Origin of the sequence: Faecalibacterium sp. HTF-F (genome assembly GCF_023347535.1) — a bacterium.
GTDB lineage: Bacteria > Bacillota > Clostridia > Oscillospirales > Ruminococcaceae > Faecalibacterium > Faecalibacterium wellingii.
The window spans coordinates 1,159,315-1,180,301 of sequence record NZ_CP094473.1; the positions used below are offsets into that span (position 1 = coordinate 1,159,315).

The 20,987-nt window shown below is 54.5% G+C and carries 26 protein-coding genes; 9 read left to right on the top strand and 17 right to left on the bottom strand.

Going from position 1 to position 20,987, the window contains the following annotated elements; translation table 11 throughout:
* Positions 1-25: 25 nt before the first annotated feature.
* Genes MTP37_RS05590 through MTP37_RS05640 form a run of 11 tightly spaced genes read right to left on the bottom strand, consistent with a single transcriptional unit; the run spans position 26 to position 4,652 of the window.
* Complete coding sequence (locus MTP37_RS05590; protein ID WP_249238500.1) at positions 26-556, bottom strand: hypothetical protein; 531 nt, start codon at positions 554-556, stop codon at positions 26-28.
* Complete coding sequence (locus tag MTP37_RS05595; RefSeq protein ID WP_256469124.1) at positions 553-1,203, bottom strand: MBL fold metallo-hydrolase; 651 nt, start codon at positions 1,201-1,203, stop codon at positions 553-555. Before MTP37_RS05595 ends, MTP37_RS05590 begins: the two co-directional genes overlap by 4 nt.
* Positions 1,200-2,180, bottom strand: a complete 981-nt coding sequence (locus tag MTP37_RS05600) for a recombinase RecT (protein WP_249238502.1) — start codon at positions 2,178-2,180, stop codon at positions 1,200-1,202. Before MTP37_RS05600 ends, MTP37_RS05595 begins: the two co-directional genes overlap by 4 nt.
* Entirely contained in the window at positions 2,167-3,069 is a 903-nt protein-coding gene (locus tag MTP37_RS05605) for a DUF1351 domain-containing protein (protein ID WP_249238503.1), read from the bottom strand. The genes MTP37_RS05600 and MTP37_RS05605 overlap by 14 nt, the downstream gene beginning before the upstream one ends.
* Positions 3,070-3,083: 14 nt before the next feature.
* Complete coding sequence (locus tag MTP37_RS05610; RefSeq protein ID WP_249238504.1) at positions 3,084-3,239, bottom strand: DUF6906 family protein; 156 nt, start codon at positions 3,237-3,239, stop codon at positions 3,084-3,086.
* Entirely contained in the window at positions 3,236-3,526 is a 291-nt protein-coding gene (locus MTP37_RS05615; protein ID WP_146746951.1) for a hypothetical protein, read from the bottom strand. The genes MTP37_RS05610 and MTP37_RS05615 overlap by 4 nt, the downstream gene beginning before the upstream one ends.
* The gene (locus MTP37_RS05620) at positions 3,523-3,897 is read right to left on the bottom strand and encodes a DUF3846 domain-containing protein (RefSeq protein WP_249238505.1); all 375 of its coding nucleotides are present in this window, start codon (positions 3,895-3,897) and stop codon (positions 3,523-3,525) included. Before MTP37_RS05620 ends, MTP37_RS05615 begins: the two co-directional genes overlap by 4 nt.
* 5 nt (positions 3,898-3,902) lie before the next feature.
* Positions 3,903-4,079 carry a hypothetical protein gene (locus MTP37_RS05625; RefSeq protein ID WP_179859163.1) on the bottom strand — a complete coding sequence of 59 codons (177 nt, stop codon included), beginning with the start codon at positions 4,077-4,079 and terminating at the stop codon, positions 3,903-3,905.
* A complete protein-coding gene (locus tag MTP37_RS05630) occupies positions 4,063-4,257 on the bottom strand; it encodes a hypothetical protein (RefSeq protein WP_097772575.1) in 195 nt (64 codons plus the stop codon). Before MTP37_RS05630 ends, MTP37_RS05625 begins: the two co-directional genes overlap by 17 nt.
* Complete coding sequence (locus MTP37_RS05635) at positions 4,254-4,430, bottom strand: hypothetical protein (RefSeq protein WP_179859164.1); 177 nt, start codon at positions 4,428-4,430, stop codon at positions 4,254-4,256. Before MTP37_RS05635 ends, MTP37_RS05630 begins: the two co-directional genes overlap by 4 nt.
* 21 nt (positions 4,431-4,451) lie before the next feature.
* Positions 4,452-4,652, bottom strand: a complete 201-nt coding sequence (locus tag MTP37_RS05640) for a helix-turn-helix transcriptional regulator (RefSeq protein WP_249238506.1) — start codon at positions 4,650-4,652, stop codon at positions 4,452-4,454.
* A 187-nt stretch (positions 4,653-4,839) separates the two neighbouring features.
* Between MTP37_RS05640 and MTP37_RS05645 the strand changes: the two genes are divergently transcribed.
* The 3 genes from MTP37_RS05645 to MTP37_RS05655 all read left to right on the top strand — a co-directional run bounded on the left by MTP37_RS05645 (position 4,840) and on the right by MTP37_RS05655 (position 7,371).
* On the top strand, positions 4,840-5,220 hold the full coding sequence (locus tag MTP37_RS05645) for a helix-turn-helix domain-containing protein (protein WP_249238507.1): 381 nt from the start codon (positions 4,840-4,842) through the stop codon (positions 5,218-5,220).
* Between the two features lie 244 nt (positions 5,221-5,464).
* Positions 5,465-5,812, top strand: a complete 348-nt coding sequence (locus MTP37_RS05650) for a BRCT domain-containing protein (RefSeq protein ID WP_249238508.1) — start codon at positions 5,465-5,467, stop codon at positions 5,810-5,812.
* A complete protein-coding gene (locus MTP37_RS05655; RefSeq protein WP_249238509.1) occupies positions 5,812-7,371 on the top strand; it encodes a recombinase family protein in 1,560 nt (519 codons plus the stop codon). The genes MTP37_RS05650 and MTP37_RS05655 overlap by 1 nt, the downstream gene beginning before the upstream one ends.
* Positions 7,372-7,843: 472 nt before the next feature.
* Here the strand turns inward: MTP37_RS05655 and MTP37_RS05660 are convergent, their stop codons facing one another.
* The 4 genes from MTP37_RS05660 to proC form a co-directional block, all read right to left on the bottom strand.
* Positions 7,844-8,290, bottom strand: coding sequence for a methylglyoxal synthase (locus MTP37_RS05660; protein ID WP_177986569.1), 447 nt, complete (start codon positions 8,288-8,290; stop codon positions 7,844-7,846).
* 428 nt (positions 8,291-8,718) lie between these two features.
* Entirely contained in the window at positions 8,719-9,981 is a 1,263-nt protein-coding gene (locus tag MTP37_RS05665) for a glutamate-5-semialdehyde dehydrogenase (protein WP_249238510.1), read from the bottom strand.
* Between the two features lie 4 nt (positions 9,982-9,985).
* Entirely contained in the window at positions 9,986-10,762 is a 777-nt protein-coding gene (gene proB / locus MTP37_RS05670) for a glutamate 5-kinase (protein ID WP_249238511.1), read from the bottom strand.
* Positions 10,763-10,769: 7 nt separating this feature from the next.
* Positions 10,770-11,576, bottom strand: a complete 807-nt coding sequence (proC, locus tag MTP37_RS05675) for a pyrroline-5-carboxylate reductase (protein WP_249238512.1) — start codon at positions 11,574-11,576, stop codon at positions 10,770-10,772.
* 337 nt (positions 11,577-11,913) lie between these two features.
* On the opposite strand from proC, the gene MTP37_RS05680 reads away from it, so the two are divergent.
* Both MTP37_RS05680 and MTP37_RS05685 read left to right on the top strand, forming a co-directional pair.
* Positions 11,914-12,495 carry a TetR-like C-terminal domain-containing protein gene (locus MTP37_RS05680; RefSeq protein ID WP_249238513.1) on the top strand — a complete coding sequence of 194 codons (582 nt, stop codon included), beginning with the start codon at positions 11,914-11,916 and terminating at the stop codon, positions 12,493-12,495.
* A gap of 151 nt (positions 12,496-12,646) precedes the next feature.
* Entirely contained in the window at positions 12,647-14,080 is a 1,434-nt protein-coding gene (locus tag MTP37_RS05685; protein WP_249238514.1) for a radical SAM protein, read from the top strand.
* 84 nt (positions 14,081-14,164) lie between these two features.
* Here the strand turns inward: MTP37_RS05685 and MTP37_RS05690 are convergent, their stop codons facing one another.
* Together MTP37_RS05690 and MTP37_RS05695 are read right to left on the bottom strand one after the other, a co-directional pair.
* Positions 14,165-15,412, bottom strand: coding sequence for an AI-2E family transporter (locus MTP37_RS05690; RefSeq protein ID WP_249238515.1), 1,248 nt, complete (start codon positions 15,410-15,412; stop codon positions 14,165-14,167).
* A 50-nt stretch (positions 15,413-15,462) separates the two neighbouring features.
* Complete coding sequence (locus MTP37_RS05695; protein WP_249238516.1) at positions 15,463-16,809, bottom strand: butyryl-CoA:acetate CoA-transferase; 1,347 nt, start codon at positions 16,807-16,809, stop codon at positions 15,463-15,465.
* A gap of 512 nt (positions 16,810-17,321) precedes the next feature.
* On the opposite strand from MTP37_RS05695, the gene coaD reads away from it, so the two are divergent.
* From coaD to MTP37_RS05715, 4 genes are all read left to right on the top strand, one after another.
* Positions 17,322-17,828: a pantetheine-phosphate adenylyltransferase gene (coaD, locus tag MTP37_RS05700; RefSeq protein WP_249238517.1), complete on the top strand. Its 507-nt coding sequence runs from the start codon at positions 17,322-17,324 to the stop codon at positions 17,826-17,828.
* A 78-nt stretch (positions 17,829-17,906) separates the two neighbouring features.
* Positions 17,907-19,124: an acetyl-CoA C-acetyltransferase gene (locus MTP37_RS05705; RefSeq protein WP_249238518.1), complete on the top strand. Its 1,218-nt coding sequence runs from the start codon at positions 17,907-17,909 to the stop codon at positions 19,122-19,124.
* Between the two features lie 120 nt (positions 19,125-19,244).
* Positions 19,245-20,030: an enoyl-CoA hydratase-related protein gene (locus MTP37_RS05710; protein ID WP_249238519.1), complete on the top strand. Its 786-nt coding sequence runs from the start codon at positions 19,245-19,247 to the stop codon at positions 20,028-20,030.
* Between the two features lie 42 nt (positions 20,031-20,072).
* Entirely contained in the window at positions 20,073-20,945 is an 873-nt protein-coding gene (locus MTP37_RS05715; protein WP_097774829.1) for a 3-hydroxyacyl-CoA dehydrogenase family protein, read from the top strand.
* The last annotated feature ends 42 nt before the right edge of the window (positions 20,946-20,987 follow it).

A 20,987-nucleotide genomic window follows, 5' to 3' on the forward strand; every position in this document is an offset into this window, starting at 1 on the left:
AATCACCTCTTTCATGAAAAGCTGACTATTTAGCCCACTCTTCCTTGTAATGGGCCAGCTGTTCCGGAGTATCGGTCTGGATACCCAATTCCTTAGCTTCCTCGATTGCTCCATCCACAAGGTGAGCAAACTCCTTTGAATCCATTTTGTGACTTTCCTTGTAGACAAAATAGCAGGAGTAGTCTTTGCCGTTTTCCTGCCGGGTTTCATAGAGCCGGACATAGGGATAAAAGTCACATGGATCCACGGTCGGAGGGAGCTTCAGACCAACAGGCTTGCCGTCCTTATCGCGGGCAAGCGCTCCATACGAAACCACGAGCCGCCGCTTCACGGCATCCTCGCTCTCACCGGTCTCCGCAGAAATCTTGTTGCACAGAACGTGGAAATACGCATTTGCCGACAGGCTACGCTTTTCCCTGTGCTTTTTGATTTCCACGTCCAGAATCGGCTCCTGATGGAGCTTGTCCCAGATTTCCCGGAAGTCACCGTTGAGTTCCAGCGTGACCCTCTGTTTCCCGTCGAGGGTAAAAGCCATGTCCACCAGCCGCCCGGTCATGTGGCATCCTCCTTGTCCTGATGGCAGTGCATATAGATATAGGCACTGTTCGGCCCCATGTTGGCGTACAGCCAATCATTGATTTTGGCCACACTCATGTGGTCTCGCAGAACACGTTTTTCATAAATGTATTCGCCAGTCAGCTTCTTTTCTGCAATTTTGGCCTGAATGTCCTTGTCGTCATAGTTGGCCTCAACCATGTACAAGTCATAGTTCGGGGCGGAAATGCCGTTTAGGTTATTCATGTCGGTACAGTAAAACAGCTTTCTCCCGTCCAGCCAGACCTTCCACCCGCAGTTTGGAACATTGTGCTTGACCATGTGTGGAATGACGTTGCAGATTCCGTATCCGTACAGGTGTCCCGGCTCCAGAACGTCAATCTGCGAGACCGGCACCCCTGCATCCACCAGCGGCTTGCACAGCCAAGCACAGCAGGCAAAGCGGAGCGTCGGCCGGTTGGAGGCCAGCAGCCGCAATGTGGATGGATGAAAGTGGTCACTGTGGATGTGGGTCAGCAGCACCAGCTTCAACGTCCGGTATTCCGCTGCCAGTGCCTTGAACGAAACCCCGCAATCAATGAGGATTTTGTGCTCGATCACCACCGCATTTCCCTGACTTCCGGTGGATATGATGTTGTAGTCGATCATAACGAGCTGAGGTCAACTACCGTTTCTACGGTCGTCGGTTCACCCTGAGAAATATCCCCATGAGGCAGAGCGCCCTGACCATCGCCGACATCCGGTTTCCCGGTGTGCAGCTCCGGCTGTTCGGATGCACTAGGCATAGATTCCGGTTCGGGGATGATTTCGCCGTTGCCGTCCACCATGGACACGGTGTTGTCGCTTTCAAAGGCTTTGGCCATCTCGATGCTCATAACACCCCAGCGAGAAATGAGCTGGCGAAGCAGGGTTTTCTTTGCCATATCATCAAAGTTCTTGTACCAGAAAGAGGAATACTTCCACATTTCGCTTTCCGGGACTTTTCCTGCCTGCAATTCCTCGTACTTCTGGCGGCTGAATGCTTTGGAGTAGGTGTCGGCGTGGTTCATCATCTTTTCTTTGGACCAGTACAGCACCTTGCGGAAACCGTTCAAATACTCGAAGTAGGCCATATAGCCCACCGTAGGCAGTGCATCCCGCTGATCGTCGTCCTCAATAAACTGGAACTTTGCCTTGCCGGTCAGCGAATCTTTGCCAAGGTACTCGCCTTCCTTGATTTCCATCACATCGAGATCAGCATACTGACCGCTACGCAACGCCAGCTGAACGTACCCCTTGTAACCCAGTACAAACGTGGCCGTGGTGATTTCCGGGCGGATCAGTCGATTGTTGCGGTCATACTTGGCCTTCTGCTTGAACGGAACCAGATAATATTGGCCCAACTGCGGGGACGGGCTGAGGTTCAGGCTTTCGCCCAGCAGGGCACCGGCAAGAATCGTACCGGCATCGCATTCCTGCAAAGCCGGGTTGACAGCCACCGCACTGGTGATGGAGGCTGTAAAACGGCGGGCGCGGGCCGGGTCACGCAGGGTGTTGGAGATCAAGGACTGGTAGCTCTTGGTGGTGATTGCTACGGAGAACTTGGGTTTCTGCTGCGCTTGCAGTTGATTATTAGGCGTTGCCATATTCAATACCTTCCTTTTCAAGATAATGCTTCAAACCAACGAGCTGGGCCTTGGTGCCCTTTGCATAGAAGCGGGTCATGAAGATAGGTTCCGGCTTAGGCTGCGGTACCGGCTCCTGTTCAGGCTGCACGGCGATTTCCGGGTCTGCGGAGATTTCCTGCGCCGGTTCAGGCTGGGCCTTGGCTGCGGCCGCAGCAGCGGTACGAACCTTTTCAGCAGCAGCTTCCCGCTCTGCCTGCCGGGCGCGGCGTTCTTCTTCACGTCTGCGCTGTTCTTCCAGCGCCTTGTGCCGGTCAGCCACGGTCTTGATGGCAGTGGGCAAGTCCAGATTGCTGCGGTACTCCACCATGATCTCAGCGGCGTTATCCATGCCCTCGATGGCGGCCACGTCGGCCACAATGCCGTCCACAAACGCCTTTGCCTGCTTTTTCAAAGAAGTCAGGCTGTCACTCATAGTGACCTTCGGGCGGTAGGTCAGATTATCCAGCCAGTCAATGTTGGCGGCTTCCACCAGCTCGCCGTAGTAATCCATGAGCTTTTCCGTTTTCTGAGCCACAATACCAGAGGTCACATCCGCAATTTTCTGCTTCAACTCGGCATCTGCTTGCTGGAACGGTACCGTCACACACTCCCGGTAGACCTGCTCAAAGGCATTGTAAGGCTCAAGGATTTTGTCCTTGACAGCAATGCGCTGGGCCTCGTACTCCTTGAATTCCTTGGTTAACTGCGCGCGGGCATCCTTGACGCTTTTATAGGTCTGTTCGGTGCAGACCAGTGAAAGAGCTTCGGCAGTGCGCTGCTCAATATCGGCCTTAACGCTGTGAAGCCGCTCGACAATGATGGGCAACTGCTGAAGTTCAATGACCTGCAATGCGGTATCCTGTGCCATGTTGCATTCTCCTTTCATTTTTTGAACATGATGTACTTGCCAGTGGTGCGGTTGACCAGCTCCATGAAGTCCGGGCCATCCCGGACACAGAGGTACAGGCGGAAATCCCAGCCCTGTGCGGAGAGGGCCTCTTTCTGCTTGCGGGTCAGCTTTTTGCCTCTTACTTTCAAAAAATCACCCCCTCCTCGGCCTTGTTGACAGCGATGTTCAGAGTGATGGTCTCCCGGCAGCGGAGGCCGAAGTTGCCGCTCGGGCCGAACATCTTGGTTTTCTCGAACTCCCTTGCGCTGTACACGCTGGAGCAGTTCAGGATATTGGGAATGCGGTCGGGATGCACTGCCCGGAACGCCTGACACGCCATGTGGTAGTTTGGTGCCCAAACCTCCGTCCACCCACCGCAGTACGGCTGGACATCATCGGAACCGTAGGTGAAGTAGAATTTTTCCAGATCCATCATTCGGCCTCGCTTTCGTCCTTGATGCTGATGCCGAGCGCGAAAAGCAAGAGAATCAGGTTGGTTTTATCATCCTCGGTCAGGCTCACAAAATCACGCTCGCCGTCCACAAAGCCCTCGCCGAGAATCACGGCGTTGCCAGCAATGGGCTGACCGTGTTCCGGCGTGCCATAGAGGACGCTGGCAATGTTATTGACGGGGGAGCCTTTCAGCAATCCCTCATCATCTACCACCATGCAGAGGCCTTCCGGCAGATACTTGGGATGAACCACCTCGATGTAGCCGCCGACCTCTTTCTGGAGGTTATCCAGCAGCGGTTCGCCGAAGTCCTTGAGCTGAATCCGATTCTCAGTGTCAAATACCAATCCTTTCATAAAAATCACTCCTTTTCCGGGAAGCACTCGTTGACTTCCCATGCATCTGCGGCCTCTAAGCAGCGGTCGCAGCCAACGATTGTGCCATCATCGGTGCGGTAGATGGTATCGCACCTCTGGTGGCAGAGGGGGCACACAGGAGGCTCAGGATAGCCAGCTTCTTCGTCAGTCGGATACAGCATCCAGCACCTCCCGGAGCTTGCGCCCCATCCAGCGGCCTACATCATCGAACATCCCCATGCTGTCCAGCCAGACAAACAGGGCTGCGATAACAGAGGTCACAGCAAACTGCGCCGCCGGGGCACGAGCTGCTGCCTGTTCGGCGGTGATGCCGTACACGATCATCAGAATCCGGGTCATTCCTTACACTCCCTTTCTTTGCGAGCCTTGCGGGCAGCCGTTTGGGCTTCCAGCTTCTCGCGGTTCCCGGGCTGGGCGATGAATTTTTTGAATCCCGCCAGCGTCACGCGGCCAAAGCTCTCACCGACTTCCGGGGGAATATCGGCCACGTTGATATGAATTGTGGTGTCCATGTGATCCTCCTGTGTAACCGATTAAACATCGTCGGCAAAAAAAATCTGGTCAATGCTCACGTTCATGGCTGCGGCCAGAGCAACCAGCGTCTTGGTGGTGGTCACTCGCTCAGTACCGGCTTCCAGCGCAACGATAGTGCCCCGGCTAATGCCGCTCTTTTCGGCAAGTTCCTCCTGGCTCATTTTCAAAGACTTGCGAACCTCTTTAATTTTGAAGCCCATTCTTGTCACCTCCTATCTTTTCGGTTCACAACGGATTTTGTTTAATCGGTTGCACACACATAGTACAACATCCCATGGCCTTTGTCAAGTTCATTACACAAATTTTGTTTAAGAAATTACACAAAACTCATTGACAGCGTCTCGACTATAATTGTATAATGGATTGTACAAAACGGAGGGATTGAACATGACCTTGAAAGATTTAATCATTGAATACCGGAATGACCACGGACTGTCTCAACGGCAATTTGCTACTGCTTGCGGGTTGTCTAATGGCTATATTTCGATGCTGGAAAAGGAAATGAACCCCAACACTAAGCTCCCGGTCACGCCAACTCTCCCTAAATTGAAGCAGCTTGCATCCGGAATGGGAATGAGCCTGACTGATTTGCTGGTCAAGGTTGACGATATGCCAGTAGAACTCATTCTTGATGATGCAGACAGCAAAAAACTCGTCCCCGAAATTGAGGACGAGCTGGATGCAGAGATTATGAAAATTATTTCAGGTCTTACTCCGGAGAAGAAGCAGCAGGCATTGAGCTATATTCAGTACCTTGCGCAGTCCTGAGGAGCCGAAGCAACTTGATTTTTTCAGCAACAGTCAGTAAAGCCAGCGATTTTTGAATGGATGTGCATAATTCAGTATCATTCATGGGTTTGCAAGTCCTTTCTTGATAAAATAACCACCGGCAGCAACTGAATTATATCAAATACGCACCCGCTTTTCATGGAATCGTGGAATTATACCGAAAATCGGAAAAATTTGTGCGTTTTCGGCATAATATTGTGAATTACGTTGCGGAGGCCGTTTTATGAATTTGAAAGAAATTGCGCTTCGACTGAGAGAATATAAACGGGTGTATGTAACTGGAACTCCGGTTATGTTGCGAAGCCGATTAGATTTTCTCGATATTTTCTCAGCATACGGTTTGACTGCGGATATGAGTGTGTCGAAGAAGATTGGTGTTTTGGTTGCGTGTAGCAATCCAATGCAGAAGAAAATCGATCAGGCCAAAGCTCTAAATATTCCGGTCATTTCAGAACAGCAGTGGTTTGAGCTTATGCCAGAACTGGAAGCACTCGGAATGTGGAACGGAAAGCCAATTCCGTTTGCAGATGATAATGGAATTTACCATATTGATGTGGGCGGTGATGGTTGATGGCCCGAAAAAAGAATATTGCTGCTGGCCTCGATGCCGTCATCTATGCCCGGTACTCGTCGCATAACCAGCGAGAGGTCAGCATCGAGCAGCAGATCGCAGAGTGTACGAAGCACGCAGCTGCGCTTGGACTGCGCATTGTCGGTACATACGAGGACAGGGCAATCAGCGGCAAGACCGATAAGCGGCCCAACTTCCAGCGAATGATGCGGGATGCTGAAAAAGGCAAATTTCAGGCGGTTGTGGCATGGAAGTCAAACCGCATTGGCCGCAATATGCTTCAGGCAATGGTCAACGAGGCCAAACTGGAAGACTGCGGCGTGAAGGTGTTCTACGCCGAGGAAGATTTTGACGATACAGCCGCCGGGCGTTTCGCATTGAGGAACATGATGAATGTGAATCAATTCTACAGCGAGAACATGGCGGAGGACATCACCCGGGGGCTGTATGATAACGCCAGCAAGTGCATGGCGAACGGTCGGCAGCCCTTGGGCTACAAGCGGGGTGAGGATGGCCGTGTGGTGCTGGATGAAGCGAATGCGGCCGTTGTGCGGGAAATATTCACCCGTGTGGCTGCTGGTGACCTGTTCGTGGACATTGCGCGAGATCTCAATGCCCAGGGCATCAAGACCAGCAAGGGAGCCAACTGGAACAAAGGCAGCTTCCAGAGTATTTGCCAGAACGAGCGGTACCGGGGCATCTACATATACGGGGATGTCCGGGTGGCCGATGGCATTCCACGCATAGTGAGCGATGATTTGTGGTACAGGGTACAGGAGGCCATGAGGATGAAAAAGAATCCAGTCGGAACCCGGCACCGTGTCGGGGCAGAAGATTATCTGCTGACCGGGAAGCTGCGCTGCGGGCATTGTGGCAGCTACATGACGGGCGTATCTGGCACCAGTAGAAACGGCGAGCTGCATTACTACTACACCTGCCAGAAGCGGCGCACCGAGCACGCCTGTGACAAGAAGAACATCCGCCGGGATGTCATTGAACCGGCTGTGGCTCAGGCCATCAAGATGTACTGCTTGACCGATGATGTCATTGCGTGGATAGCAGATCGGACGGTCGAATACTGGGAAAAGCACGACAATGACCTCCAGATTGAGGCGTTGGAGCAGCAGTTGGAGGAAAATAAAAAAGCCACCTCGAATATGCTGAAAGCCATCGAGATGGGGATTATCACAGAGGCCACCCGCACCCGGATGGTCGAGCTTGAGACTGAGCAATCCCGGCTGAGCGTCCAGCTGAATGTGGCCAAAGAGGATGTCGTGAAAATCGACCGGGAGCAAATCATCTCCTATCTGGAACTGCTGCAGCAGGGCGACATCCACGACCGGGATTTTCAGATGGAGCTGTTCAAAAACTTCCTCGTGGCCGTCTATGTCTACGATGATAACCGCATGAAGCTGGTGTTCTCCTGCATGGGAGACCAGAATAGCGTCGAAATTCCTTTGGAAACCGGAGAAGACCCGCCCGATGGCGGGCTGTCACCGGATGCTAAAATGTTCGTTTTGACTCCTGATAGCTCCACCAAAAAGCACTGTACTTCGTAGGGAGTATGGTGCTTTTCTTTTTGCTGAAGCCGATTTTTGGGGGCTGCATTGCTTCGCCTGCACCGTTTTCAGGCTTTTGCAGGCGGTTCCTATACAACCCCCAACTTTTGACTTTACACCGTTTTCAAAAAGGACTGTTTGCCGCCCGTTTTTTCAGCAGGCTGCTGCATCATCCCCCTCAATAGACGCAGCAAAAGGCGGTGGTCTCCCACAATAAGGGGAGCCACCGCCTTTGTTGATTATCGGATGAGCCAGCCGTAATCCTGTCTGCAATCTACCACATAATCTGCATAAACCGTATTATCTACGATTCTCCATTTGCTGACTTTAATCCGAATATTCAATTGTGGTTTCCCACAATTTCAGCTTACAAAAAAATGAGATAGGCGACCCCTTCCGGGGAAGTCTATCTCATCTTTCGTAGGAGGCTGTTGCAGCAGCCTCGCTCTTTCCCAATACTCTATACACAAAATCAGGCAGTCACACGGCGGGGCATGGCTGCGGGCACAGGCTCCACAAGGGCCGGATGCATTCCCTCTCGATAATCCAGATCGCCCTGATCCAGACCGCGCAGCAAAACCTCTGCGGTGGCAATGTTGGTGGCAATGGGTACGCCGTGCATGTCGCACAGGCGGAGCAGATTCTGCTCCGTGATGCTGGAAGCGTCTGCCTTCAGCGGGTCGCGGAAGAACAGCACCAGATCCACCTCGTCACAGGCAACGCGGGAAGTGATCTGCTGCACACCGCCCAGTTTTCCGGAGAGATAGCAATGTACCGGCAGACCGGTGGTCTGTGCCAGCATCCGTCCGGTGGTACCGGTGGCAATGACTGTGTTTTTGGACAAAATGGCACTGTAAGCAGTACAGAACTGCAGTGCAAGCTCTTTACGGGAATCATGTGCAAGAATGGCGATCGTCATATTGCTCTCTCCTTTGTTCCAAGTATAGTGTTGTGTGTGACGAACAACTTTCTCATTGGAAAGTGAAATGGAGTGAAATCGTTATCAAATCTTCCAATATAGTTTTACCGCATCGAAATAGGGGCTGTCAAGGGGATTCTTGTACTTTTTACAAAACAAAATGGAGAAAGTAGGACTATATCTTTGTGAGAAGTGCAGGAAACTGGGATACATTCATCCATATCAGGGAACGATTTAAACGGGCCTGATGAAAACAAAATTCAAAAATTGTATTTTAAACAAAAACAGTCTGTCTGTGTGAAACAAAAATACAGGCTGACGCAATTTGCACCAGCCTGTATTTGAAAAAGCTTTTCAGATCCTTTTGCCAAATGATGAATTGAATGGAGAAATCGCTCACTCCCGATCTTCACACGCGGAAGGTGGGTTCAGCGGGTCTGTCCGTTGCCGCGGATGATATATTTGTAGCTGCACAGCTCGGCCAGTCCCATGGGGCCGCGGGCGTGGAGCTTCTGGGTGGAAATGCCCATTTCGCACCCAAGTCCAAACTCGCCGCCATCCGTAAAGCGGGTGGAGCAGTTCACATACACAGCGGCGCTGTCCACAGCAGCGGTAAACAGATCTGCGTGGGCCTGTGTCCGGGTCAGGATGGCCTCGCTGTGGCCGGTGGAATGCCGGGCAATATGGTCGATGGCTTCCTCCACGCTGTCCACCACTTTGACGGCAAGGATATAATCCAGAAACTCGGTGTCAAAGTCTTTTTCGCCGGCAGGCGTGCCAGCGATTATGGCGGCGGCGCGCTTGTCAAGACGAAGCTCTACCGGATGCAGACCCTTTGCAATGCGGTCCGAGCCAAGCCGCTGGGCCAGACGGGGAAGAAACTCTCCGGCAATGGCAGAGTGCACAAGGCACACCTCCTCGGCGTTGCAGACGCTGGGGCGGCTGGCTTTTGCGTTCTCGATGATGTCCAGCGCTTTGGAAAGGTCGGCAGTGTCGTCTACATAGATATGGCAGATGCCGGTGCCGGTCTGGATACAGGGCACCTTGGCGTTCTCCACGCAGGCACGGATGAGCCCTGCACCGCCGCGGGGGATCAGCAGATCCACATAGCCTACGGCGGTCATCAGAGCGTTGGCGGAAGCGTGGGTGGTGTCCTCGATCAGGCAGACCGAAGTCTCGGGCAGACCGGCCTTTTTCAGGCCCTGCCGCAGAACGGTGACGATGGCGTTGGCACTGCGCCAGGCCTCCTTGCCGCAGCGCAGGATGCAGGCGTTGCCGCTTTTGATGGCAAGGGCGGCGGCATCGCTGGTCACGTTGGGACGGCTCTCGTAGATGATGGCGATCACGCCCATCGGCACGGCGGTCTTTTCGATCACAAGGCCGTTGGGGCGCTCTACCCGGTTCAGCACCCGGCCCACCGGGTCGGGCAGGGCGGCTACCTCGCGGATGCCCTGCGCCATGGCTTCGATGCGCGGAACGGTCAGGGCCAGACGGTCCAGCATCACATCGCTGATGTGCCCTTTGGCAGCAGCCATGTCCTCGGCGTTGGCAGCAAGGATGGCAGACTGGTTCTGCGCATCGCACAAAGCGTCCGCCATGCCCAGCAGGGCAGTGCTGCGGACAGCGTTATCGGCCAGTGCAAGGGCGCTTTTGGCGCTGCGGGCCGCTTCCAGAATTTGCTGTGTCGTCATAGGTTCAGTCCTCCTTGTGGCCGGTAAAGCGGGTACCTGCGGGCTTGCCCGCGGCAATGTCATACAAAAGTTCCGGGTGTGCACCGTTCGCAATGACCATGTCGGCACCGCTGCCGGTCACCATGCGGGCGGCGCGCAGCTTGGTGGCCATGCCGCCGGTGCCAAGGGCGGAGCCCGCGCCATCGGCCAGTGCCATCACCGCAGGGGTGATCTCCCGCACCAGCGGGATGAGCTTTGCATCCGGGTGGGTGTGGGGATTGGCCGTGTACAGGCCGTCGATGTCGCTCAGCAGCACCAGCAGGTCGGCCTGTGCACAGCAGGCCACGATGGCCGCCAGTGTGTCGTTGTCGCCGATGGAGGTGATCTCATCGGTGGCAACGGTGTCGTTCTCATTGATGATGGGCAGTGCACCCAGCTCCAGAAGGCGGGACAGGGTGTTCTGGAAGTTCACCCGGCGCTCGGTGTGCTCCACGTCCACGCCGGTGAGCAGGATCTGCGCCACAGTGTGATTATAGGCATTGAACAGACGGTCGTAGGTGTACATCAGCTCACACTGTCCCACAGCGGCACAGGCCTGTTTGGTGGAGGTATCCTTTGGGCGGGTTGGCAGAGAAAGCTTGCCTACGCCCATTCCGATGGCGCCGGAGGACACCAGAATGACCTCGTGGCCTTCGTTTTTCAGGTCGCTCAAAACCTCGACCAGCTTTTCGGTGTGGCGGATGTTCAGCCGTCCGGTGGCGTATGCCAGAGTAGAAGTGCCTACTTTCACAACGATGCGCATGATTCCATTAACCCTTTCCCATTTCCTTAGTCTTATTGTACGAGGCGATGACGGCATCCATCACCGCACCGCGCAGGCCACGCTCTTCCAGCACGCGCACGCCCTGAATGGTGCTGCCGCCGGGGCTGCATACGGCATCCTTGAGTTCGCCGGGATGCTTTCCGCTTTCCAGAACCAGCTTTGCGCTGCCCAGAACCATCTGTGCGGCATATTCCTGTGCTTTGGTGCGGGGCAGGCCGCAGGCCACACCGCCGTCGGCCAGAGCCTCAATAAACTGGTACACCCATGCCGGGCCGCAGCCGGAAACGCAGCTGGCAGCATCGATCAGGCTTTCCGGCACGGCGTCCAGACGGCCCGCGGGAGCCATGATCCTGAGGAACGCTTCCTCTTCCTCTGCGGTAACGTTGGAAGAGCAATACTGGATCATGCCTTCGCCCACCGATGCCGGGGTATTGGGCATGATGCGGATCACAGGAAAGTCCTCACCGGCCAGCTCCTGAATGCGGGCGATCGAAAGGCCTGCTGCCATGCTGCACAGCACAAAGCGCTTGGGGCGCTCGTCCAGCGTGAATCTGAGCGGCTCCAGCAGTGCTTCCATCATCTGGGGCTTCACGGCCAGAAAGATCAGGTCGCAGTCACCGGCCACCTCAGCATTGGTGGCTGTTTTGCAGCCCAGTTCCTTGGCCAGTGCCTGTGCCTTGGCCGCAGTGCGGTTTGCTAGAAAAACCTTCTTAGGGTCAACAGCTTTGCAGACGGCACGGGCGATGGCTCCGCCCATGTTGCCGCAGCCCAGAAAACCAATGGTATCCATCATAGTTTGTACCCTCCCTCAAAACGGAACTTAATTCACAGCCGTCTGCTCCCATTCTAAGCGCAGAGGAATATAAAATCAAGGGCCTTTTCCGCTTTTTTGCCGGAAGAAGCCGCTTTTGCAGGCATTGCACACCGCCGGAAGGGTCTTTTGGGGGCAGAGAAATGGCTTCTGAAGCGAGAAACTGCCGGAGTGAAACACAGGAAGTCATTCTTTGTTTACAAAGTGTACAGAATCAATGCTTGCAATCGGGACTGCTTTTGCGGTATTATAATGTAGAAAGCTGCCAATCGCCGTACGCAGCGGGAAAAATTTCTACGGTCGGGAAAGGAAGGTTTTTGTGTCACAAACAACGAAGCGGGCACTGGAAGCATCGCTGAAAAAGCTGCTGCTGGAAAAGCCCCTCAATAAGATCACGATCAACGATATCACCGAGGACTGCGGTGTGAACCGCATGACTTTCTACTACCACTTCAAGGATATTTACGATCTGGTGGACTGGATCCTGACAGAAGATGCAACTAAGGCGATGGAAGGCTGCGAGAGCTTTGATACATGGACCGAAGCGTTTCTGGACATCCTGCACCAGATCCGGGATAACAAAGCACTGGTGCTGAACGTATACCGCTCTGTGGGCCGTGAACAGGTGGAGCAGTATCTCTACAAGCTTCTGGACCCCATGCTGAAGGAATTTGCGGATCGCGAATGCCGCGATATCACCGTGCAGGACGATGACAAGCAGTTTGTGGTGGATTTTTACAAATATGCGCTGGTGGGCGTGGTGCTGGAATGGATCCGCCGGGATATGAAGACCGATCCTGCTGTAATGGTAGAACGTACAGGACGGATGCTGCAGGGGGATCTGCGCCGTGCGTTATGCCGCCTTGCCAGCAATAAGATCCATCTGGAACAGGACGGCTGAACCGGAAGAACGACAAAATTTTATCATAATCTGCGCCGTGATGGGTTTTCTATCACGGCGCTTTTTCTGTTTATGGCGCACGTTTGTTAAAAATGGTATGATGTCGGCAACAAAAGAGATTTCCGAAGATGTTGTTTGGAGGAAAAGGATAATGAATACTTCTGTTGAGAACCTGACTCATAAAATGCAGCGCGCTGCCGTTGGTAAAATGGCAGACGTGGTGCTTTCTCATGCCGATAAAGACCGTCAGAAAACCGTGGGACAGCTGGTGGATGTTGCAAAGCAGTTCTATGGCAGCTCGTTCAGCGACGAGGCCTACGAGCACGCCAAGCAGACCCTGACCGACCCCGACAGCAAGTGGTCCAAGCTCATCAACTGCGTGCTGGATCAGACCGACCCCAACGTGGCCCGCACCACGGCACTGAATCTGGGCTATGAAGCCTTCTTCCGCGGCACGAAGACCATCCGTGAGAACCGCGTGAAGTACCAGTGCAACATTCCGTGGCTGATCCTGTTCGACCCCACCTCTGCCTGCAACATGCATTGCGTGGGCTGCTGGGCTGGCGAGTATGGCCACAAGAACAACCTCAGCTTTGAGGATATGGACAAGATCGTTACCGAGGGCAAGGAACTGGGCGTATACCTGTACATGCTGACCGGCGGCGAGCCGCTGGTGCGCAAGGCCGATATCCTGAAGCTGGCGGAGAAGCACAATGATGTTGAATTTGCCATCTACACCAACTCCACCCTCATCGATGAGCCCTTCTGCAAAGAGGTGGTGCGTCTGGGCAACATTGCCTTCATGCTGTCCATCGAGGGCACCCCGGAGACCAACGATGCCCGCCGCGGTGAGGGGCACTATGCCGCTGTCATGAACGCGATGGATCTGCTGAAGAAGTACGGCATCATTTTCGGCACCTCCATCTGCTATACCCGTGATAACATCGAAGCTGTCACCAACGACGAGTTCATGCGTTTCCTGTGCGAGAAGGGTGCACACTTCGGCTTCTACTTCCACTACATGCCCGTGGGCAACGAGGCAGCACCGGAGCTGATGCCTACCCCGGAGCAGCGCAAATATATGATCGACCGCATCCGCTATCTGCGCTCGGAGGCCTGCGATATCCCGTTCTACCCCATGGACTTCCAGAACGACGGTGAGTTTGTGGGTGGCTGCATTGCCGGCGGCCGCAACTACTTCCACATCAACTCGGCCGGTGATGCAGAGCCCTGTGTGTTCATCCACTACTCCAATGCCAATATCCACGACCAGAGCATTCTGGAGATCCTGCACAGCCCGCTGTTCATGGCTTATCACAACGGCCAGCCCTTCAACAAGAACCATCTGCGTCCCTGCCCGATGCTGGAAAACCCCGAACTGCTGCAGAAGATGGTGCACGAGACCGGTGCCCACAGCACCGACCTGCAGTCCCCGGAGAGCGTGGAGCACCTGTGCGAGAAGTGCAAGAGCTACGCCGCCAACTGGCAGCCCACTGCGGACGAGATCTGGTCCCACACCAAGATCCGCGAAAGCCGCTACGAGAACTACAAGGATTGGAAGCCCTCGCAGCCCATTGAAAAGTAATCTTCGGCAAACATCATCATAAAAAGCAAAGGCCCTGCGTTCTTTCGAACGCAGGGCCTTTGTGATACAGGGCAGGGGAGATGCTTATTGCTTTTCGGCAGACGGTTCCGGGACAGGCGAAGTATCGTCCTCCGGGTCGCCGAAATTGTCGTGGTAGGTCTGAAGCATGTCGAGCTCTGCATTGCGCTTCAGACCGTGAATGACCAGCTTTTTGATGATGTCATAGATGACGGCAAACAGCGGTACACCCACGATCATGCCCACAAAGCCCCACAGACCGCCGAACAGCAGGATGGCGAACAGGACCCAGAAGCTGGAAAGACCGGTGGTGTTGCCTAGGATCTTGGGGCCGATTACATTGCCGTCCAGCTGCTGCAGGACCAGCACGAACAGCACGAACCACAGTGCCTTGATGGGGTTCTGGATGAGAATGAGCAGGGTAGCCGGAACCGCACCGATGAACGGGCCAAAGAAGGGGATGACATTGGTCACACCGATGATGACCGACACCAGCAGTGCACTGGGGAATTTGAAGATCAGGCAGCCGATATAGCACAGCACGCCGATGATGGCGGAATCCATGATCTTGCCGTTGATGAAGCCGCCGAACATCTTATCGGCATACTTCGCTTCTTCCTTGATGAGCTCTGCCCAGCGGGGCTTGAAGATGCTGTAGAGCACCAGCTTGCCCTGCTGCACAAAGCGCTTGCGGCTGGCCAGCATGTACACGGCCACGATGATGCCGATGACCAGATTCTTGGCTACCGTTACAATGTTCAGCACACCAATGGCGGCACCGCTGACGATGTTCTGCATGGAGGGCAGGAGGCGGGTCTTGATCAGATCATCAAAATTGGTGCTGATGGTGGCATAAGCAGAGTTGAGCATGTTCATGATCTGCTGGTTGTTCTCAATGAACTCCACATGATTTGCCCACTGCACGAACTTTGCAAGGTTGCGCTGTGCAGTGTAGTACAGGGTGGTCACGCTGGTGATGAGCTGCGGAATGATCATCATGCACAAAGCGTAGATGAGGAGCAGACCGAACAGGATGGTCAGTGTAATAGACAGCACATTGACCAGACCATGCATCTTTTCCGGAATGAAGCGGCGCAGAAAGCTCTCGATGGTGTTGCATACGGGCTTGAGCAGGTAGGCGATGACGGCACCGTAGATGAACGGCATCAGAATGCCGGTCAGGGTCGAGATCGCGTTGCCAAAACCGTCAAAGCGGTAGATCAGAAAGAAAAAGATGATGCTCAGGGAGATCGCTCCGAACCCGGCCAGCATCCCGTAAAGATAGGGCTTGATGTGCGGCTTTTTGTCCATCATGTGATAAACTCCATTCCTGCCGCAGGCAGCAGGAATACCCACGGCACATGTTAGATTTTGTTGCTCCTGCGCCAGATATGCATCTTTTCGGCTTCCTTGATAAGGTCTTCGCGGAAGTCGGGATGTGCAACGTTGATCAGGGCTTCAGCCTTTTCCCAGGTGGTCAGGCCCTTCAGGTTCACGCAGCCGAACTCCGTGCACAGGTAGTGGATGTTGGCACGGGTGTCGGTGATGATGCTGCCGTTTTCCAGCGTGGGACGGATGCGGCTCTCCATCTGGCCGGTCTTCTTATTAAAGAAGGTGGAGGACAGGCAGATGAAGCTCTTGCCGCCCTTGGAAAGGTATGCGCCCAGAACGAAATCCAGCTGACCGCCGGCACCGGAGATGTGCTTGAGGCCTGCAGTCTCGGCGTTCACCTGACCGAACAGGTCGATGTCCACAGCGTTGTTGATGGAAATAAAGTTATCCAGTGCGGAGATGCTGCGGATATCGTTGGTATAGTCCACGGGAGCGGACATGCACTCCGGATTATCGTTCAGGTAATCGTACATCTTCTGGGTGCCGGCACCAAAGGCGTAGACCTGACGACCCTTGTCCAGCTGCTTGCGTGCACCGGTGATCTTGCCGGCCTTGGCGATATCCACAAAAGCGTCCACATACATTTCGGTGTGCACGCCCAGATCCTTCAGGTCGCTCTGTGCAATCAGGCTGCCGATGGCATTGGGCATACCGCCGATGCCCAGCTGCAGGCAGGCACCGTTGGGGATCTGCGGAACGATCAGGTTGGCGACCTTCAGATCCACTTCGGTAGCAGCACCGGGAGCGGCCATCTGGCCGATGGGAGGATTCTCGCCTTCCACGATGCCGGTGACCTGAGAAATGTGGATGCAGTTCTCCATGCCGCCAAGGCAGCGGGGCATGTTCTTGTTGACCTCAACAACGATCTTCTTGGCTTTTTCGCATACAGCGCCCAGATGAGATGCACTGGGGCCGAAGTTGAAATAGCCGTGCTCGTCCATGGGGGTCACCTGGAACACGGCCACATCCAGCGGGTCCGGGCTCTCACGGTAGTAACGGGGCAGCTCGGAATAACGGATGGGGGAGTAAAAGGAGAACCCCTGTGCAATGGCCTTGCGCTCAATGCCGCCCATGTGCCAGCTGTTCCAGGTCATGTGTGCGGCGGGGTCGTCGATCTGGAAGATCGCGGGCACCCACATCAGGATGCCGCCGCGGAAGTTGACGCCCTCCAGCTCCGGCAGACGCTTTGCAAGCTCGGCATCCACCGCCACGGGGGTGTTCACTGCCCAGCCGTAGTCCACCCAGTCACCGCTTTTGACCAGTGCGGCAGCCTGAGCGGCGGTCATTTTTTTCTGAGCATACAGTTCCGTAAAATCCATTATAAACCATCCTCTCCTATAATAACATAAAGGAATTGTAAATTTATCATTTACACTTCCTGCACGGACAGATCTTTGCAGGTTATTTACCGGTTTTTGGTAGTTTGCACACAACTCTGACATAACCGTGTGGTATCCTGACAGACAGCAGGGAAAGCTGCCGGACAGGTCGGCAGACCTGCACAACTTAGTTATAACATTAACAATGTGCAGAATCAATAGTTTATCGTGAAAATTTTGGCTGACTGTCAATATTTACAAAATTTAGAGCAATTTCGGAGGATTGTTTGGTGCGGTGAAACCAAAAATCTTTGCAAAAGGACTTGATAAAATTTTGACGATGTGATTTACTTATAGCGTAGCAAGTTGCCGCGATGTGGCACAGCGTTGATTGTTTAAATTTTAACGATAAAACGTACAGCTTGCACAAAATCTTGCACCCAAGACTGGAAAGTGCTATCATGGCAGAACCAAAACGCGCTTTTCACAGCGCTCAAGGAGGACACCAGACGATGGCAACAGCAGTTTACCCCGGTTCGTTCGACCCGGTCACAAAAGGACACCTTGATATCATCAAGCGCGCAGCAAAGATCAACGATCATCTGATCGTGGCAGTGCTCAACAACAGCGCAAAGAATCCGCTCTTCACCGTAGAGGAACGCGTAGAGCTGCTCAAGGAGTGCTGCAAAGGCATCCAGAATGTTTCGGTGGAGAGCTTCGACGGCCTGACCGTAGAGTTCGCCAAGAAGCGGCACGCTTCGGTGATGGTACGGGGACTGCGGGCTGTGACGGACTTTGAAAACGAGATCCAGCTTGCGCAGACCAATCACGCACTGATGCCCGGCATTGAGACCATGTTCCTTGCCACCAGCATCAAGTGGAGCTACCTTTCTTCTACAATCGTGAAGGAGGCAGCGTATTACGGCAGCGACATCAGCAAGTTCGTCACCCCCAATGTGGAAAAGGCGGTCAACGAAAGGTATGCGCTGATCCGGCAGGGAAAAGACCCTGAAAAATAATTTGCAGAAATGCCCAAGGGCGTTTTGATAAAAAGGCAATCGAAAAGCAACACATACACAATTCAGGAGGCTATTCACATGAAAAAGATCGTTATCGCATCTGCATGCCGTACCGCTATTGGCAAGTTCGGCGGCACTCTGGCAAACGTTCCCGCAGTTGAGCTGGGCTCCATTGTCATCAAGGAAGCCCTGAACCGTGCAAACGTCGCACCTGAGCAGGTCGATCATGTTTACATGGGCTGTGTCATTCAGGCTGGTCTGGGCCAGAACGTTGCACGTCAGGCTGCTCTGAAGGCTGGTCTGCCCATCGAGACCCCGGCTGTCACCGTCAACGTGGTGTGTGGCTCCGGTCTGAACTGCGTCAATATGGCTGCTCAGATGATCGAGGCAGGCGATGCTGATATCGTGGTCGCAGGCGGCATGGAGAACATGGACATGGCTCCCTTCGCACTGCAGAAGGCTCGTTACGGCTACCGCATGGGCGCTCCTATGGGCAAGAGCGAGATCGTGGATACCATGGTCAACGATGCTCTGTGGGATGCCTGCGGCTTCAACAAGCACATGGGTATGACCGCTGAGAACGTCTGCACCAACGAGACCTATCAGAAGAAGTACGGCTACAGCCCCATCACCCGTGAGATGCTGGACGAGTTCTCATACAACAGCCAGCTGAAGGCTGACAAGGCCATCAAGGACGGCGCTTTCAAGGACGAGATCGTTCCTGTTGTGATCAAGGGCAAGAAGGGCGACACCGTGTTCGATACCGATGAAGGCCCCCGTCTGAGCGCTCCTGAAGTGCTGGCAAAGCTGAAGCCTGCTTTCACCAAGGACGGCATCGTGACTGCTGCAAACTCCTCTGCCATCAACGACGGCGCTGCTGCTCTGGTCATCATGAGCGAGGAGAAGGCCAAGGAGCTGGGCGTGAAGCCTCTGGCTACCTGGGTTGCAGGTGCTCTGGCAGGTGTTGAGCCCGAGGTCATGGGTCTGGGCCCCATCGCTGCTACCAAGAAGGTCATGGCTAAGACCGGCATGAGCGTTGCTGATATGGATCTGGTCGAGGCAAACGAGGCCTTCGCAGCACAGTCCATCGCTGTCGGCGAGGCTCTGGGCTTCGATAAGGATAAGCTGAATGTCAACGGCGGCGCCATCGCTCTGGGCCACCCGGTCGGCGCTTCCGGCGCTCGTATCCTGGTCACCCTGCTGTATGCTATGAAGCACCGTGGTGCTCACAAGGGTCTGGCTACCCTGTGCATCGGCGGCGGTATGGGCTGCGCTACCATCGTTGAGATGGACTAAACTCCATTATTGGAGAACCTGACTGAATGACAGACCCGGGCAGGGGAGGAACCGGAGAGCCTGCTCTGGCCCGGGGGCTGTTTATGATAACTGATAAGATTTGAATAGGAGGTTTTCACAATGGCATTTGTAAAAACCGAGGTGCAGGGCGCAGTTGAGATCATCACCATCGACCGTCCCAAGGCACTGAATGCCCTGAACCCCGAAGTTCTGGCAGACCTGAAGGCTGCATTTGAGGCTGTGGATCAGGAGACTGTCCGCTGCATCGTTCTGACCGGCGAAGGCGACAAGAGCTTCGTGGCAGGCGCTGATATCGGTTCCATGAGCACCATGACCAAGGCAGAGGGCGAGGCCTTCGGCAAGCTGGGCAATGATGTGTTCCTGATGATCGAGAGCTTCCCCATCCCCGTCATTGCAGCCGTGAACGGCTTTGCACTGGGCGGCGGCAACGAGCTGGCAATGAGCTGCGACATCCGCATCTGCTCTGACAACGCTGTGTTTGGTCAGCCTGAAGTTGGTCTGGGCATCACCCCGGGCTTCGGCGGCACTCAGCGTCTGGCACGTCTGGTCGGCATGGGCATGGCAAAGCAGCTGGTCTACTCTGCTCTGAACATCAAGGCAGACGAGGCTCTGCGCATTGGTCTGGTGAACGCTGTGTATCCCCAGGCTGAGCTGATGGAGAACGTGCTGAAGCTGGCCGGCAAGATCGCAAAGAACGCACCCATCGCTGTACGCAACTGCAAGAAGGCAATCAACGGCGGCATCAGCCTGCCCATCGAGAAGGCTGTTGAGGTCGAGGAAAAGCTGTTCGGCGACTGCTTCGAGACCCACGATCAGGTGGAGGGCATGAGCTGCTTCCTGTCCCGTGAGAAGCCGAAGCCCAAGGCAGTGTTCACCAACAACTAATCCATTACTACATAATTTTTGATATTAAAGGAGAGGTTTCCTATGAAGATCGGTGTTATCGGCGCTGGCACCATGGGCCAGGGCATCGCAAAGGCATTTGCACAGGTTGAGGGCAACACCGTTGCTCTGTGCGACATCAAGCAGGAGTGGGCCGAGAATGGTCTGGCAAAGATCAAGAAGGGCTACGAGAAGCTGGTTGCCAAGGGAAAGATGACGCAGGAAAAGGCAGACGCTATCGTTGCTGCCATCACCCCGGGCCTGAAGGAAGACCTGTGCGCTGACTGCGATCTGGTCGTTGAGGCTGCTTTTGAGGATATGAAGGTCAAGCAGACCACCTTCGGCGAGCTGGATAAGATCTGCAAGCCTGAGTGCATCTTCGCTTCCAACACTTCTTCTCTGTCCATCACCGAGATCGGCAAGGGCGTTGGCCGTCCGCTGGTCGGCATGCACTTCTTCAACCCCGCAGACCGCATGAAGCTGATCGAGGTCATCGCAGGCTGCAACACTCCCGCTGAGACCGTTGAGAAGATCAAGGAGATCTCTGTTGCCATCGGCAAGCAGCCGGTTCAGGTCAACGAGGCTGCAGGCTTTGTCGTCAACCGCATCCTGATCCCCATGATCAACGAAGCAGCCTTCATCAAGATGGAAGGCGTTTCCGATATCGCCGGCATCGATACTGCTATGAAGCTGGGTGCCAACCACCCCATGGGTCCCCTGGAGCTGGGCGACTTCATCGGCCTGGATATCTGCCTGGCTATCATGGACGTGCTGTACAAGGAGACCGGCGACAGCAAGTACCGTGCATGCCCGCTGATCCGTAAGATGGTCCGCGGCGGCAACCTGGGCTGCAAGAGCGGCAAGGGCTTCTACGTTTACAACGCAGACCGCACCAAGACCCCTGTTGACCAGCTGTAAATTCTGATAAACGTTTCTCCCGACTATGGAAACACGGCCGGG

Coding starts and splice junctions, on each gene's coding strand:
- proC (WP_249238512.1), bottom strand. CDS start 11,576: ATGATGGATACCATTGGTTTTCTGGGCTGCGGCAACATGGGCGGAGCC.
- MTP37_RS05690 (WP_249238515.1), bottom strand. CDS start 15,412: ATGATGGACAAAAAGCCGCACATCAAGCCCTATCTTTACGGGATGCTG.
- MTP37_RS05640 (WP_249238506.1), bottom strand. CDS start 4,652: ATGGGCTTCAAAATTAAAGAGGTTCGCAAGTCTTTGAAAATGAGCCAG.
- MTP37_RS05705 (WP_249238518.1), top strand. CDS start 17,907: ATGAAAAAGATCGTTATCGCATCTGCATGCCGTACCGCTATTGGCAAG.
- MTP37_RS05625 (WP_179859163.1), bottom strand. CDS start 4,079: ATGCTGTATCCGACTGACGAAGAAGCTGGCTATCCTGAGCCTCCTGTG.
- MTP37_RS05710 (WP_249238519.1), top strand. CDS start 19,245: ATGGCATTTGTAAAAACCGAGGTGCAGGGCGCAGTTGAGATCATCACC.
- MTP37_RS05660 (WP_177986569.1), bottom strand. CDS start 8,290: ATGACGATCGCCATTCTTGCACATGATTCCCGTAAAGAGCTTGCACTG.
- MTP37_RS05645 (WP_249238507.1), top strand. CDS start 4,840: ATGACCTTGAAAGATTTAATCATTGAATACCGGAATGACCACGGACTG.
- MTP37_RS05600 (WP_249238502.1), bottom strand. CDS start 2,180: ATGGCAACGCCTAATAATCAACTGCAAGCGCAGCAGAAACCCAAGTTC.
- MTP37_RS05665 (WP_249238510.1), bottom strand. CDS start 9,981: ATGACGACACAGCAAATTCTGGAAGCGGCCCGCAGCGCCAAAAGCGCC.
- MTP37_RS05630 (WP_097772575.1), bottom strand. CDS start 4,257: ATGACCCGGATTCTGATGATCGTGTACGGCATCACCGCCGAACAGGCA.
- MTP37_RS05595 (WP_256469124.1), bottom strand. CDS start 1,203: ATGATCGACTACAACATCATATCCACCGGAAGTCAGGGAAATGCGGTG.
- MTP37_RS05590 (WP_249238500.1), bottom strand. CDS start 556: ATGACCGGGCGGCTGGTGGACATGGCTTTTACCCTCGACGGGAAACAG.
- MTP37_RS05620 (WP_249238505.1), bottom strand. CDS start 3,897: ATGAAAGGATTGGTATTTGACACTGAGAATCGGATTCAGCTCAAGGAC.
- MTP37_RS05685 (WP_249238514.1), top strand. CDS start 12,647: ATGAATACTTCTGTTGAGAACCTGACTCATAAAATGCAGCGCGCTGCC.
- MTP37_RS05635 (WP_179859164.1), bottom strand. CDS start 4,430: ATGGACACCACAATTCATATCAACGTGGCCGATATTCCCCCGGAAGTC.
- MTP37_RS05715 (WP_097774829.1), top strand. CDS start 20,073: ATGAAGATCGGTGTTATCGGCGCTGGCACCATGGGCCAGGGCATCGCA.
- MTP37_RS05605 (WP_249238503.1), bottom strand. CDS start 3,069: ATGGCACAGGATACCGCATTGCAGGTCATTGAACTTCAGCAGTTGCCC.
- MTP37_RS05695 (WP_249238516.1), bottom strand. CDS start 16,809: ATGGATTTTACGGAACTGTATGCTCAGAAAAAAATGACCGCCGCTCAG.
- MTP37_RS05655 (WP_249238509.1), top strand. CDS start 5,812: ATGGCCCGAAAAAAGAATATTGCTGCTGGCCTCGATGCCGTCATCTAT.
- MTP37_RS05615 (WP_146746951.1), bottom strand. CDS start 3,526: ATGATGGATCTGGAAAAATTCTACTTCACCTACGGTTCCGATGATGTC.
- MTP37_RS05650 (WP_249238508.1), top strand. CDS start 5,465: ATGAATTTGAAAGAAATTGCGCTTCGACTGAGAGAATATAAACGGGTG.
- coaD (WP_249238517.1), top strand. CDS start 17,322: ATGGCAACAGCAGTTTACCCCGGTTCGTTCGACCCGGTCACAAAAGGA.
- proB (WP_249238511.1), bottom strand. CDS start 10,762: ATGCGCATCGTTGTGAAAGTAGGCACTTCTACTCTGGCATACGCCACC.